10 protein-coding genes are annotated in these 14,493 nt (G+C 38.1%); 1 reads left to right on the plus strand and 9 read right to left on the minus strand.

Annotated features, from left to right (window positions below):
• Positions 1 to 7: 7 nt before the first annotated feature.
• The 9 genes from PL11201_RS22605 to PL11201_RS22645 all read right to left on the minus strand — a co-directional run bounded on the left by PL11201_RS22605 (position 8) and on the right by PL11201_RS22645 (position 13,815).
• The gene (locus PL11201_RS22605) at positions 8 to 2,767 is read right to left on the minus strand and encodes a tetratricopeptide repeat protein (protein WP_079681114.1); all 2,760 of its coding nucleotides are present in this window, start codon (positions 2,765 to 2,767) and stop codon (positions 8 to 10) included.
• Complete coding sequence (locus PL11201_RS22610) at positions 2,764 to 3,306, minus strand: LysM peptidoglycan-binding domain-containing protein (protein ID WP_079681115.1); 543 nt, start codon at positions 3,304 to 3,306, stop codon at positions 2,764 to 2,766. The genes PL11201_RS22605 and PL11201_RS22610 overlap by 4 nt, the downstream gene beginning before the upstream one ends.
• A complete protein-coding gene (locus tag PL11201_RS22615; protein ID WP_079681116.1) occupies positions 3,306 to 5,516 on the minus strand; it encodes an Hsp70 family protein in 2,211 nt (736 codons plus the stop codon). Before PL11201_RS22615 ends, PL11201_RS22610 begins: the two co-directional genes overlap by 1 nt.
• An 84-nt stretch (positions 5,517 to 5,600) precedes the next feature.
• Positions 5,601 to 7,253 (minus strand): APC family permease, encoded by a 1,653-nt coding sequence (locus tag PL11201_RS22620; protein WP_079681117.1) that lies wholly within the window; start codon positions 7,251 to 7,253, stop codon positions 5,601 to 5,603.
• Positions 7,254 to 7,632: 379 nt separating this feature from the next.
• A complete protein-coding gene (locus tag PL11201_RS22625; RefSeq protein WP_079681118.1) occupies positions 7,633 to 7,818 on the minus strand; it encodes a hypothetical protein in 186 nt (61 codons plus the stop codon).
• 157 nt (positions 7,819 to 7,975) lie between these two features.
• Entirely contained in the window at positions 7,976 to 8,392 is a 417-nt protein-coding gene (gene arfB / locus PL11201_RS22630; RefSeq protein WP_079681119.1) for an alternative ribosome rescue aminoacyl-tRNA hydrolase ArfB, read from the minus strand.
• 34 nt (positions 8,393 to 8,426) lie between these two features.
• Positions 8,427 to 9,767: an ABC transporter ATP-binding protein gene (locus PL11201_RS22635; RefSeq protein ID WP_079681120.1), complete on the minus strand. Its 1,341-nt coding sequence runs from the start codon at positions 9,765 to 9,767 to the stop codon at positions 8,427 to 8,429.
• Positions 9,768 to 9,892: 125 nt separating this feature from the next.
• Positions 9,893 to 12,442 carry a DNA topoisomerase (ATP-hydrolyzing) subunit A gene (gene gyrA, locus PL11201_RS22640; protein WP_079681121.1) on the minus strand — a complete coding sequence of 850 codons (2,550 nt, stop codon included), beginning with the start codon at positions 12,440 to 12,442 and terminating at the stop codon, positions 9,893 to 9,895.
• A gap of 173 nt (positions 12,443 to 12,615) precedes the next feature.
• Positions 12,616 to 13,815, minus strand: coding sequence for a Fic family protein (locus PL11201_RS22645; RefSeq protein WP_200816850.1), 1,200 nt, complete (start codon positions 13,813 to 13,815; stop codon positions 12,616 to 12,618).
• A 270-nt stretch (positions 13,816 to 14,085) separates the two neighbouring features.
• Here PL11201_RS22645 and PL11201_RS22650 point away from each other — a divergent pair, with 270 nt between their 5' ends.
• Complete coding sequence (locus PL11201_RS22650; RefSeq protein ID WP_079681122.1) at positions 14,086 to 14,487, plus strand: response regulator; 402 nt, start codon at positions 14,086 to 14,088, stop codon at positions 14,485 to 14,487.
• Positions 14,488 to 14,493 lie beyond the last annotated feature (6 nt).

A 14,493-nucleotide genomic window follows, 5' to 3' on the forward strand; every position in this document is an offset into this window, starting at 1 on the left:
AACTTTCCTAATAATAAATAATTCCTAACTGAGAGAAAATCGGTTTAAATGCAGGTTCATTGGGACAAAGTTGATAAGCAAATCGTGCCAGTTGCATAATTAGCTCGTGGGGTAATTGGCGACTTTCTGCACCCTTCATTAAAGCGATAATGAAATGTTCAGCCAGATAGCGACGAACAGGGTCATATTGACAAGATTTTGCCCGTCTAACAGCATCTTCATATCGATTTTTTTTCATCAACTTATGAATTTCATTTAATTCTTGACCGATCTGATAAATTTCTTTAATGTCTGATTCTTGGGGAAGTAGTTCATAGGCCCATCGGCTAAAATTATATAAATCTTCAAAACTTAAATTATGTTGATTAAATCCCTCAGCAAAAACTTCTAAGCAGATTTTACCAATTTGGAATTTAAGCTCGTTATTGTTTGAGTTTTTAGCCCGACTAACAGCCTGTTCAAATTTACCATTTTTCCAAAGTTGATCGATTTCTTCTGCTACTGTTGTATATTCTATTCTATTGATTAAATCAATAATAATGGGATGATGAGCATCAATTTTTTGGAGTTCTTTGAGTTGTTGTAATGCTTGAGTAGAATTAATGGTTTTATTGACTAAGTTTTGACGAATTTTTTCCGTTTTATGTTCAATTAAATAACTCCGAGATTCTGGGCTGTTTAAAAGTTCATACCAAAATTCAGCAAAACTCAACTGTTCATCTATATTTGATATAATGTTCCTTTGGTTTTTACATAATCTGTCAATTTCATTAAACCATTCAGAATTAGCTGGAAATTCATATTTAACTGATTTTAACACAGAAACAGCCTGTTTCCAACGGTTTTGTTGGAGATAATAATAGCCTTCTGAATAGGATAAAAACCCCTGAGCAAAACGTTCTGCTTCTGTTTTAGGAGATACCCCAGAGGGTTTAATTTTGATAGCTCGTTCTAAATCTCCTTCAAAAGCTGCCGCCACCGCCATTCCAAAAGAACTATAAAGAGCTACCAAAATTTTAACTTCTAAAACCGATGAATTTGTAATGGTTGGAAGTTGCAATGTTTTTAAAGAACGTTGATGATGTTCATAACATTCTGGTAAAATTAAAAGATGATTAATTTTAGCACTAAAGTTAGGAAACTTTTTAATTAATTGTAAAGCTAGGGTATCTCGACGGAAGCGATCGCGCAACTGTAAATACTCTTGAGGATGATCATCTTTAAGGGTATCAATAGAAGTTGATAGTAAAGACTGTAAACGGGTAGAAACCTCTGAATAATTGACGGATTTACCTTGTAACCAAGAAAGATTTTTTGGGTTTAGGGATGGGTCAAGATTAAAGTTTGCTAAAGCTGTTGCACCTGCTATTAACCAATCTCCGCGTTTATTAGGATAGATTTGAGCTTGATAGTAACAAGCAATAACCCAATTATGCAAGGATTTAATATCGCAATTTTGAATCCATTGACTTTCTGTATTTTCAGCAATTTTTAACCAATCTTTTTCTTGCCAAATTTCTGACTCTAAACGAGGTTGTATGTGATCTTCTAGGTTGGATTTCACAATAGAATCAACACCAAACTTTTTGATAAAATTACTGCTACTAGACAAAGCTAATTTCAGTTTATTATTATTAACATATTCTTCAATTTCTCTAATTGCTAACAAACGTTGACGTTGAGTAATATTTTGAATAATTAGACGTTGCTTTTTAACGTTATGATCAGTCAAAGATTGCCATTCCCGATCAGCTTGTGGCAAATTGTTCTGCTTAAAATAGGCAAAACCTCGCAAGTAATTTGCCTGTTGTCCCGGTACTTTTTCTAAATAATGGATCACCTGATTCCAGTTCTCTGTTTTGACTGATAAAAGGCTTAACCGCATCCGAGCTTCTGTTAACTCCGGTAATAGCATTAAAGCTTCTTGGTAGTGAGTATCTGCTTTTTTAAAATCTCCCGATTTCTCAGCTAATAGTCCTTGATTAAATAATTTTTTACTGTGAATAACCCGACTTAATTGTATGACTAACTCTTGTCCATCTGAACGATTAAATTGAGCTTGAGCCGGGTCTAATACAGCCAAAGCGTCCTTAAATTGACCTGCTTTTGCCATCGATCTAACTTTTTTTAAGGTTACTTCATATTGTTCTTCTTGTTTAACTTGAACAGAACTATTTTGAATTGCTGTTTGTAACTCATCAGTCACAAATAATTCCTGGGCTTGTGCAAAATAAGCTAAGGCTTGCTTAAACTGTTTCCGTTTAGCTTGCTCTTGACCTGTGGCAAAAAAACTTTGAAATTGATGGCGACATTTAATTTCTTTTTGACAACGCTCAATGGATTTAATTAACTTCGGATCATCAATCAGATTTGTACATTTTTGATACAGTTGTACAACCTGTGATAAGACCGTAATATCCATGGGATTCTTTTGATCAGAATCTTCAAGTTTTCTTGCAGAAGCTAAGGTTTTTTGAACCATTTTAACTTGACTATGCCATGTTTTAACCTGGGGTTTAAATTTTTCTAGTAAATCTCCCATCGCCATATATCTAAATCTTTGTTCAAAAAAAGCTGGCGATGATGGCCATTGAGCGATGACTTTTTTCCCAATTTGAACGGCTTTTAGGAGTTGCTTCCGTTGCGCTAATGTTCGGGCTTGTTGAATATCTTTTTTAGATTGGGCTGCTTTTAGAAAAACATCAAAAACACCCACTCTAAAAATAATTAGGCTTAAATAATTAATCCCATTTAAAATTGATTTCATGGACAATTTTCCTCTAAATTAGGAACAAAAAACACTTCTCCAATTTCAATCGAGCTTTCTCTGCCTTTCAGGGTGGGGTTAACTGCAACAATTTTTGAAAATAACTGACTGCGGCCATAAAATTGAGCAGCAATTCTATTCAGAGAATCTCCCCGTTTAACAGTGTAATAAAAACCCCCACAGGATGATTGAGATCGAGTAGATTTTGGAGTAGATTTGATAGCAGGGGGCTTTAATTCGGGTAAAAGGGTAGTAGTTGCTGTTGAGACTGGAGGAGATGGTTGAGTAGCAAATAGAGAGGTTCCCATTGCTCCTAAACCGAACCCTAAAATCAGAATTAAAATTGCTAAAATCACCAATTTTATTGAGATATTGGGTTGAGTAGTTAACAAATTTTCTGCGGGAATTACTATTGATTTTTCGTCACCTACAGGAAGTTCTTGTAGTTGGCGAATTAGAGATAAATCCGTTTCGCAATTAGGGCAAATATTGTCTTCTATTTCCGGGCGATCGCAAACTGGACAAATTAATTTAATCATTAGCGTGTTAATCCTGTAGCAATAGTTCCGGCGGGTAAATCCTGATCTAAATATTTCATAATATCAGGACGAAGTTCATCAAAAATACGATTAATTTCATATTCATTCCCCTGTTTTAATGCTCCAATTAGTTGGGAAAATTTACCTTCCATGACTCTAGCATGACTAGGATTAATCCGATAAGCTTGTGCAATTCCTTCACGAGTTAGACAGATTAATTTAACTGGATCTGGCAGGTTTTCATACTCTCGTCTTGCATCTTCTGCTAGTTTTTGCAGGGCTGATTTATTATTGTGTTCTAGGGCTTGATTTAAGTCTTGAACTAAGGTTTGTAATCGCTGTTTTTGGGCGGGATGAATTAAGGAATCACAAACCTCTAGGACAAACTCAAACATAGTTTGATAGAATTGAGCAGTATCTCGTTCTTCTGAGGCAAAATTCTCTAATTCTTTGAGTTTATTCTGAGCAGCTTCTAAGCGATCTGATTGAATCTTATCATTCTGATAAATTTGATTCGCTGATTTAATTACCTCTCCAGCAATTTCATTGGCATTTTGCACACCCGTTTCTGTTAAATTAGCAGCCGCATTCAGTTCTTTAATTCGTTGTTCAACCTGTCGAGAGATTTCTTCATTTATTCCTCCCCGAGAGAAAGAACAACTCACTTTAACCTCTGGTTTATTTTTGAGTGCAGCCATCATTTGTAAGGAGTTATTTTGTTCATCTAATTCGACCGTTACTAACACTTCTGTTCCCCGTGGATAGGGTTGATCTAAGGCTAACCACATATCGCCAATGCGTTCATCTCGGTCAGTGTTATCTAAATCTTTTCTCACCAAATCAGGACTAAAAAATTTAAAATGAATTAAGCGTTGTCCGTCTGCTTCTGTTTTGAAGTTATGGAATTTTTTAACGGGAAGAATCTCTCCTTGCGGAATAATTATAAATCGAGGATCATTGACTAATTCAATACAATAATCACGGGAAACTGTTGTAACTTTTTCGGTTAATCCGGCTGCTACAATTGCCGCCCCTTCTGCAACTGCATACATGGGATTAGGATGTACTAAAACTTGATTGATTGGGAAAGCTTCTCGAATTTTTTGTTGTACTATAGGAACCTGTGAGGAACCTCCGACTAACAAAATTACATCAATTTGATCTAATGGATAATCAGAATATTTGATCACATCATAGCAAATTTTAACTGAACGCTCAATTAAAGGTGTAATTAATTGTTCAAATTTTTGACGAGTAATGGTAACTTGAATGGGAACCGCCATTCCTAATTCATCTAATAAAGGTGTGGAAGTAATAATCTCGGCTGAAGGCTGACTACTGAGTTGAATTTTTGCTTTTTCCGCTTCAATTTTAAGTTCTCCTAATAAACGAACCCGTTGATAATGGGGCATTTTGGCAATTAATTGATCAAGATTATTTAAACCTTCTTGACGGGCAACTTCTTGCTTAACAAATTCAATAATTGAGTGATCAAAATCATCCCCTCCTAACCATAAATCCCCTGCTTTAGCGGATTCAATAAATTGATTTCCCACCGCCGTCACAATTGAACAATCTAAAGTTCCACCCCCAAAGTCATAAACTAAAAGGGTTTTAACCTCATCAGAATTAGCACTATAACTATAGGAAATAGCAGCAGCAGTAGGTTCAGGAAGCAGTTCTCGCAAACTTAATCCGGCTTTCCCAGAGGCGATTTGAGTGGCATATCTTTGTTTATCATTAAAATAGGCAGGAATAGTAACAACGGCTTGATTAATGATACTTTTCTGTCCGGTTTTAGCTTGGTGAGTTTGAGCATTTTGGACTAATTTTTTGAGAATTTCTGCCGCAATATCTTCAGGTTGATATTCTTTTCCCCCTAACCAAACGGAAAGACTATTATCTGTTCCTTGAGTGGATTTAGTAATTTTATAACCAAAGCGAGATAATTGTTCTTGAATAACGGGATCATTAAACCCTCGTCCGATGAGACGTTTAATCGAAATGATCACGTTTTCGGGATCGTTTTGCAATTGATTATAGGCACTATTTCCAACTTTAATTTTACCTTGATCTAAGGCGACGACTGAACGGGTTAATTTTCGATCAGGTGGGGTGTTATCCTCTGCCGTTACGACATCAGTATGGGCTAATTTAAAAGCTGCTACTGAGTTAGTTGTACCGAGATCAATTCCAACGATGTTACCCATGATATTTGTCCTAATTTAATCTAAGATTGATGATTTGTTTGAGTGTAGAAACCGGGTTTCTTAGGGTTATGTTTAATTCATGTTTTACCCCCTACTTAACTCTGGAATTTTTTGGATCAGATACGCATTACTTCGCAATAGTTTGCGAGCGAGTGCTTGTTTTTGGATAAAGTTGGGTGATAAATTTTGAGATGAACCTCCTAAACCTAAACGGTAGACGACTTCTTTCGCTGCAATGGAGCGATAATCAAACCCCATTGAGTCGGCAAAAATGGCGCGGGAAGTATCGCTTTCATTAAGTTTTAAGGCTTGTTTCCAATAGCTTAAGCAAGCATTAATTTGCAGGGCGGCGGTTAGGGCTGTTGCTAATTTTAAGTTAGCCCAATAATGATCGGGATTTAAACTCAAGGCTTGCATATAACATTGACAACTAATCATTAAGGATTCTCGGGCGTGAGCCATAATTCTTTTAGCACTTTCTTGGGCTTGTTCTGCACCTCCATTTTTAGCAGAAATTCCCAGTTGTTCAAAGAAATGTCGATCATATTGTCCAGCAAAAATGCCATCTCCCCAAAAGGAATTATAACTGTGATCATAAGCTTCTCCAGCTTGAAATAACTTTTCAGAATTTAATTCTGCCTGGGCTTGTTCATAAATTGCAAAACCTTGAGGATTAAGTTGTTTCATTTTATTTAAAATGTGGGAATCAATTTCTATATCTGGTTTATTTTTAACGTGATTTTGTCTTTCAAAATTTTGTTTGTATATTTCTAATGCTGGAATAATATCTTCTGATATTTGATCAGAAGAATAATGTTCAGGTTCATTAATAACTGGAAGCCCAGGTAAATCAGTATTTAAAATAGAATCTTCCTCAAAGTCGCTTAAGCTCAAATCTTCTTCTTGAGTTTCGAGGTTTTCTTCCGTTAAACTTTTGATTTTGATGGGGGAGTTACTCTCAATATCAAAAAAGGAAAGTGTTTGATTCTCAGAATCATTTTTTAGGCTATCAATTGCTCTAAAAGCTGGGATAACTCTTTTTAATCCCGAACTCCATAAGGAATAAAAATATAGATAAAAAACGAGGTTAATTGACAAAATTAAGGATAGAAAAATATTTCCTCTAGCAAAAAATACTAAGATTGGTTGAATATTAACTAAGGCAACAAAAACAGTAAGAATAATATTGTATAAGATAGCAGCAATTCCCAAAAATACAGCGATTTTTGATTGTTTTTTAATCCAGTTACCTAATAAGAAAAAAGGTATTATTAAAAATAAAAATATCCCCGGAATTATAAACCATGAATTATTGATCAATTCCCGTGAATTCAAATCAGGACGTGAGTAAGCCCAAATCATATCAAGATAACTACCAAAACTAATCAAACAAATCAACAGGAAAATATAAGGAATCCCGTATAACAATAAGTGAATTTTTCCAATCAAGAATAGGGTTTGGTAAGCTTTGGGTAAAACAATATTGGGATCGGTTGGTGATCCGGGTATGGGTTTCCCATCTAATAAAATTTGTAAATATTGAAATCCTAATATTCTAATTAATTTAATATGCAGTTCTGAAGTTTCATTTACAGCAAAATATTTGCCTTTTCTTAATTCCTTCCGTTTAGGAATAGTAGCGATTTCTTGACCATCAAAATAAATAATGGTGTTTTTCCAATGTTTATTCCAAGAAACAACTAATCTAGGTTCTAAAGCATAGGTCTGGCTTTTCATGGTTAATTAACAGGTATAAAAACCTGGGTAATGAGTCAAAATTTTGTAGCAATGAATGGGGATATTAGAAAAAAATCTTGATCCGCTCAAAGCTTTTAATTTGGGGTGTTTTAAGAGCTACTAATAATACAAATATCAGCGCTGCTCTGATGAAATTGGGGTGATCAAAAAAATAGATACTCAAAAATTAAAATGAATTAGGGCGATCGCATCCATCATTTCTTGAGTTATATCTTAGGAGTTTATCCCTCACATAATGTTTTGTAAATCAGTAAAATTACCGAACTTTCATCTTTTTTAATATTTCGGCTCAATTTACCCCCTCGTTAGTCGAGCTATTTCGCTAAAATAAGCTCTCTAAAACTCAGGGGTGATGCTGCTACCAGTCCGAATCTGATTCGTTTCCCTCCCACATCTCCCGTTCTGAATCTCTTTCTAATTCCCGATCTAAGGAGTTTTGTTCTCGGTAATCATCGTAACTATCCTGAACATCTCGGTCGGAGTCATATTCGTGGTCGTTGTTGTCGTAACCGTCTTCACCTGGGCCAAAATTATCGTAACGCATGGTCACCAATCCCTCATGATCGTTTCTCCTGACCTATTGCCACCTGCGAACAAAATTACGCAAATTTTCAAAAATTTTTTAGAGTAGTAGGGGCGAGTTCAGTCGAGTTGCTGTTAATTAGGAAAGATATTGTTGAACCCGCCCTTATAAACTTCTTTTACTCATCAATGACTTTTCCCCGCATGGTCTTCAAATGTGAGTGCTTCGTTTTACTATCCAAACGCTTTCTCTGCGAACTCCGAGTCGGTTTACTCGGTTTGCGGGGTTTGGGAAGCGAAATCGCACTTTTAATTAAGTCTTGAAGTCGTTGTAAAGCGTCTTCTCGATTCTGTTCTTGGCTGCGATGTTTCTGGGCTTTGATAATAATTACCCCTTCTTGACTAATACGCTGATCATTTAATGTTAATAGTCGCTTTTTATACTGTTCAGGTAATGAAGAAGCGGAGATATCAAAACGTAGATGAATTGCAGTTGCTACCTTGTTAACATTTTGTCCCCCGGCTCCCTGAGAGCGAATTGCACTCATTTCAATCTCATGCTCTGGAAGGCTGAAAGTGTTAGAAATTTTTAACATAATTGATTAATAATTTTAGGAAAAAATAGCAAAATTAAACCCGGGAAGGAAGAATAGCTAAGTCTGTTTTTGGGTCAAATAAATGAATTTTTTCCGGTGTGAGGGCTAACCAAATTTTTTCACCCTGTACAAATTTCGTTTCGGCGGGAATTCTGACTTGTAAGGAGAAAGAAAGATTATTGTCTCCGAATAGATGTACCCATAATAATGTTTCATGTCCTAACGCTTCCATCCGATCAACAATGACGGGCAAATTTTTAGTCGCTGGACAACTAACAATTAAGTGTTCTGGTCTAATTCCTAAGATTAATTTTTCTTCCTTCTGGCGAGGTAAAACCGTTTGCCAAATATCGGGTAAAGTTAAACGGAATTGAGCATGGGTAATTAATAAAGGAGCGATAAATTGAATCGGAATAAAATTCATGGGGGGAGAGCCAATAAACTCTGCTACAAAGCGATTATTAGGACGATTATAAAGTTCTAAAGGAGGAGCAACTTGTTGAATTCTACCTTGATTCATCACCGCAATTCTTGACCCCATGGTCATGGCTTCAACTTGATCATGGGTGACATAAATTGTTGTTGTGCCTAATTTTTTTTGTAATTCTACAATTTGGGCGCGGGTTTCGGTTCTTAATTTTGCATCTAAATTAGATAGGGGTTCATCCATTAAGAAAACCTGGGGATTTCTAGCCATGGCTCGACCTAATGCGACACGCTGTTTTTGCCCGCCTGATAATTGTTTGGGATATCGATCTAATAAGGATTCAATTTGTAATAATTGGGCAACGGTTAACACTCTTTCGGATACGGCTTTTTCTCGTTCTGAAAGATAGCGAAAGTTAGAAGGAAGCGATCGCGTTATTCTCACAATAGCATCTTCTAACCATAACGGAGCAAAGATTTGATAGTCTCCAAGGGTCAAGGATAATTGTTGATTAGAACCTAAATTAGAGTCTTTTCTGGGAATAATTAAAGGCTGTTTAGGTTCTGTTTGCCGATAGGAACGACGCAACCCAAAGGCTAAGTTATCATAAACTTTTAAATGGGGATATAGGGCATAATTTTGAAACACCATGGCAATATCTCGCGCCTTGGGGGGTAATTCATTAACTAATTTATCCCCAATATAAATATTACCGCCCGTAATGGTTTCTAAGCCCGCAATTAATCGCAATAGGGTACTTTTCCCACAACCGGAAGGCCCGACTAATACCATGAATTCCCCATCCAATATATTCAGATGTACCCGTTTTAAAATCGCCTGACGGGTGAGGGTTGACTCTAAGAGTTCCGATGAGTTTTTTTCCTCGGAGGCGGTTTGACGACGGGTGGGAAAACTTTTATAAATATTATCTAAAATAACTTCTGCCATTTTAATTTTACCTAATTTTCTGTAGGGGCGGGTTTTCTCAGATATTGATAACAAACCATTAACTGAACTAAACCCGCCCTCTTTCTTCTTCTTATCTCGGTGTTGGTGCGTGCGATCCACTCACCCTAGGATTTGATCGAGATGATTTTTTCATCGGGTTTGAGTTTGAAAACGCGATCGCCTGCACTATCTTTTGTGGATAGATGAATTTGATCCGTGGGAACATGAATAATCCGATTATCACTGGTTAACAGATGGATTTGTTGGCGGGGTTTAGCCGGGGCAATTCCTACTAATATATCATTAGGAGATTTAAACTGGATCATGGAAATTCCGATTCCACCTCGGTTACTTCCCCGCACTAATTCCATCGCAATTCGTTTAATATAACCCTGTTCTGTGACTAATAATAAACTGCCTTTAGGTGATAGGGTAACACATCCAATTAAATGTTCTTTTTGTCTTAACCGAGTTGCTTGGGAACCCTGGGCGACTTTACCCATAGGAGGTAGTTGTTCATCATTGAGATCAAATCGTAAGAGTCGCCCCCCGGATGTGGCTAAGACTACTTTTTCATCGAGTTTAGCTAGGGTAGCAAAACATAATTCATCGTCATCTTTTAGTTTAACAATGGTACTGCCTCGGTTGGTTAATTCTGCTAATTCTATTAAGGGTAAACGCTTAATTTTCCCTTGTTGAGTTAGGGTAATTAGATCGGTTTTATCGGGAAAAGCTGATAATAGAAATTGAGCAATCATTAAGTCTTGGGGATTAATTGATGTATCTTTATAGGCGGAAGGTGATAATAAGGTAATAATGGGTTTTCCCTTGGAACGATTGTTACCCACAGGAATATCCGCTACACTCAAGGGATAGGCTTTTCCAGTTTTCAACACCATCACTAGATTTTGACTGGTTTGAGTATTGTGGGTTTGGGTGATAAAATCATCGGTTTCCTCAATATTAATAGTAGTCTTATTTTCAGTTTGATTCCGTTTGGAATCTGCGGTTTTGGGAGAGACTCGCCGAATATAACCGCGATGGGTAATTTCAATTACGGTTTCTTCATCCACCGGGGGTAAGGGTTGTAATACATCGGGAGGGGATGTGAGTTCTAAGATCTTTTCTTTGGATTTTTTAGCGGTTTTATCGTCAGATGTAATAGTAGTCTGACCCTGGGGATAAATAATTCGAGTCCGTCGTTCATCGCCATATTTTCGTTTAAGCGATCGCAATTCTTTTTTTAAGAATTTTAACAGTTCAGGACGTTCATCCAGTAACCGTCTTAACTGTTCAATATGAGTTGTTAATTGGGTAAATTCTTCCTGCAACTTTTGCCTTTCTAACCCAGTTAACCTACGCATAGGCATGGCTAAAATAGCATCGGATTGAATATCACTAAACCCTAATTGATTTTCTAAGGTTATTTTTGCTGTGGAACCATCGGGGGCATTTCTGAGAATTTCAATCAGACTATCTAAATTTTCTAAAGCCAGTAATAACCCTTCCACTAAATGACAGCGCCGTTCGGCGGCTTCTAATTCATGGCGATATTGACGGGTTAAAGTATGTTCCCTAAAGGTGAGAAATTCTTGGAGAATTTGTTTTAAACTTAATTGTCTAGGTTGTCCATTGACAATGGCTAAAAAAATCGCCCCAAACTTAGTCATCAATTCCGTTTGCTGATAGAGATGATGTAACACCACTTCGGGAGAAAATTCCCGTTTTAATTCAATCACGACTCGAATTCCTTCGCGATCGCTTTCATCCCGAATATCAGAAATTCCCTCTAATTTTCCCGCATTTACTAACCCGGCAATTTTTTCAATCCAAGCCGCTTTATTCACCTGAAATGGCAATTCTGTGACAATAATTGCGTTTTTAGTCCGACGTTTTTGGGCGGTGGGAACTTCTTCCATTTTCGCCACCCCTCGCACCACAATACTGCCTTTTCCGTGATGATAAGCTTCAGCAATTCCTTCGGTACTAATAATTTCTCCCCCCGTGGGAAAATCCGGCCCGGGAATCAATTCGATTAATTTTTGATCGGATAATTCAGGATTATCAATTAAGGCAATTAGTCCATCCACCACCTCCCCTAAATTATGGGGAGGAATATTCGTCGCCATCCCGACAGCAATTCCCGAAGATCCATTTAATAATAAAAACGGCAGTTGGGCGGGTAAAACCGTGGGTTCCTGTTGAGAATTATCAAAATTACTAATAAAATTAACTGTAGCTTCCCCGACTTGGGAGAGTAACCCTTCATGACCAACCGCAGCTAAACGGGTTTCGGTGTAACGCATTGCCGCCGGGGGGTCATTATCCACAGACCCGAAGTTACCATGACCTGCTAATAATGGATAACGACTGGAAAACTCCTGAACCAATCTGACTAAAGCATCATAAACCGATTGATCGCCGTGGGGGTGATATTTACCCAGAACATCCCCAACTACCCGAGCACATTTGCGGTAGGGACGGTCGGGAGTCAGCCCCAATTCGTGCATCGCATATAAAATCCGACGATGTACAGGTTTGAGCCCGTCGCGAACATCGGGTAAAGCTCGACCAACAATCACACTCATGGCATATTCGAGGTACGATTGTTGCATCTCGGTATGAAGCGATGTTGTGATCACTTGCCCAGAAAAGAGGTTTAACTGTTTAGCCATGAGTTTAGTTGAGTCTACAGCGATAGGGTTCTGATCTTAGATTATGGCGTGATCGGTTGTTTCGATCACGGCTATCTAACAAAGCTCAGGGGATGTGGTTACTTTTTTGAGGATAACCAATTGCGTTCAATTTGACGAGTCAATCAAGTTGTGTATAGACGTGATCTGCTACCTTAAATAGTTGGAACATAAAGTTTGGGGAAGTAGCGCTCGACAACATCAGTAGGAAATCCCAAGCGGACAGCACCCTTGGGAGTATCTGAAACTAGAAGACCCGCCTCAACTAATTTCTTTAGCACCGTTCTAGCTTGTCGCTCTTTGTAACCTGTGATTGTAGCAGCCTGACCACGCTCAAAAGAACCAGAATAGAGTGCTTCCTTAAGTAAAGGAAAAGAACGTTCAAGTAACCGTCCGGCTCGAATTTCCTCCTCCACATAGAGTTCAATGCGATTTAAGAGTTGGGAGGGTTCTAGTAGTGAACGCATGAATGTCACTTGGTCGATACAAGTCTCTAAAAAGAACTTACAAAACTTCTGCAAACCAGCCTCTGTCAAATTTCCACGACCGTCTAAATCGTTCCATCGTCGCTTGTCGGCTGCCATCAATAAATCTCGATATAAATTAGCATTTCTGGCTAAACCACGAGAGACAGACCACAAACTACTGCCCACCCCAATTTGCCTTAAAAAAGCATGAGAAAACAGCCGTGTCACGCGACCATTGCCATCAAAGAAAGGATGAATCCAAAGCAGCCGATGATGAGAAGCAGCCACAGCAATGACTTGCTGAATTAAAGATAAACGTTTGGGATTATAGGCTTCTTCAAAACGCCCTAAAAAACGTGGAATTGCTGGAGCGCTAATCGGAACGTGAGCACCGACACTCACATCCCCAGTCCGTAATTCTCCCGGTTTGACTTCAACCCGTTTCTTGCCTTGGGGGTCTTCAACGTAGAGTAAGTCAGAAGAAAGTCGTTGACAAAACTCACGATGAATCCAGATTAGGTAATCAGTTGTTACTACTGCACAATCTTTTTCTTCCCCTTTATCAATCATCCGTTGAACTTCGATATGAGCTTTAGCTTCTAGTTGTAGAGAGCGTTTTTTCGGCTCCTGGGAAAAGTCATTTGCTAAAGCTCGGTCTATATCTCTAGGATGTGTATTGTGCCCCTCAATCAGATTACTGTAATAGCAATTCATGGAACGGACAAGCTCTCCCATACTTAAGGCGACACTGGGAGTCACCTGTGCGTTAAGAGCCCTGCTTAAAGCAATCAACTCAGTTGCTAAATCGTCCAACAACTGATTACCTACTGCTGGGAGCATTGGTTCCATCAAATCAACAGATTCGATAAATTCGGTGGGACTAGACATTTTGCCGTTCTCTGAAACCCTGTGTATTGATTATAAGCTCTAGCTTTCAAGTTTCATATATACAGATTTTTGCCGATGTTTTTGCCGATAATTTCAAGGAGAGATCAATTTCCGCAGCGTTTCTTAGACAAAGGTTTCTGGCATTTACTGTCGGGCTATTCCTGTCAACCCGTTGAATGGGCGTGGTATGATAACCTTTCGGTACTGGAGAGTGAAAAATAGAAATATTAGGTGGTTCCATTTGAACAGTATATCGGTTGGGAGACTTAAATGAAGACCGTTCTGATTGTAGAAGACGATCAGGTTAATGCTCGTGTTTTTTCAAAAATATTGACAAAACGGGGTGGATTAGCCGTTAAACACACGGAAAACGTGGAAGAAGTGATGGATATTGCTCGCACTGGGGAGGCTGACTTGATTTTGATGGATGTTTCCCTAGCGCGCAGTGTCTATCAAGGGAAACCAGTTGATGGAATTAAAATTACCCAACTCCTCAAAGCTGATCCCACAACCGCGAAACTGCCGATTATTTTAGTGACGGCCCATGCCATGGCTGGAGATCGGGAGGATTTTCTAGCCCAAAGTGGGGCCGATGATTACATCTCTAAACCCGTTATTGATCATCAAAAGTTCGTGGATAAGATTAAATCCTTGCTATCACCCGAGGAGTAGGCCGTA

Source organism: Planktothrix sp. PCC 11201, from assembly GCF_900009135.1.
In the GTDB taxonomy this organism is placed as follows: Bacteria; Cyanobacteriota; Cyanobacteriia; order Cyanobacteriales; family Microcoleaceae; genus Planktothrix.

Bases quoted from the DNA above. Each gene is read 5' to 3' on its own strand.
- PL11201_RS22625 (WP_079681118.1), bottom strand. From the start codon at position 7,818: ATGCGTTACGATAATTTTGGCCCAGGTGAAGACGGTTACGACAACAAC.
- arfB (WP_079681119.1), bottom strand. From the start codon at position 8,392: ATGTTAAAAATTTCTAACACTTTCAGCCTTCCAGAGCATGAGATTGAA.
- PL11201_RS22635 (WP_079681120.1), bottom strand. From the start codon at position 9,767: ATGGCAGAAGTTATTTTAGATAATATTTATAAAAGTTTTCCCACCCGT.
- PL11201_RS22615 (WP_079681116.1), bottom strand. From the start codon at position 5,516: ATGGGTAACATCGTTGGAATTGATCTCGGTACAACTAACTCAGTAGCA.
- PL11201_RS22610 (WP_079681115.1), bottom strand. From the start codon at position 3,306: ATGATTAAATTAATTTGTCCAGTTTGCGATCGCCCGGAAATAGAAGAC.
- gyrA (WP_079681121.1), bottom strand. From the start codon at position 12,442: ATGGCTAAACAGTTAAACCTCTTTTCTGGGCAAGTGATCACAACATCG.
- PL11201_RS22650 (WP_079681122.1), top strand. From the start codon at position 14,086: ATGAAGACCGTTCTGATTGTAGAAGACGATCAGGTTAATGCTCGTGTT.
- PL11201_RS22605 (WP_079681114.1), bottom strand. From the start codon at position 2,767: ATGAAATCAATTTTAAATGGGATTAATTATTTAAGCCTAATTATTTTT.
- PL11201_RS22645 (WP_200816850.1), bottom strand. From the start codon at position 13,815: ATGTCTAGTCCCACCGAATTTATCGAATCTGTTGATTTGATGGAACCA.
- PL11201_RS22620 (WP_079681117.1), bottom strand. From the start codon at position 7,253: ATGAAAAGCCAGACCTATGCTTTAGAACCTAGATTAGTTGTTTCTTGG.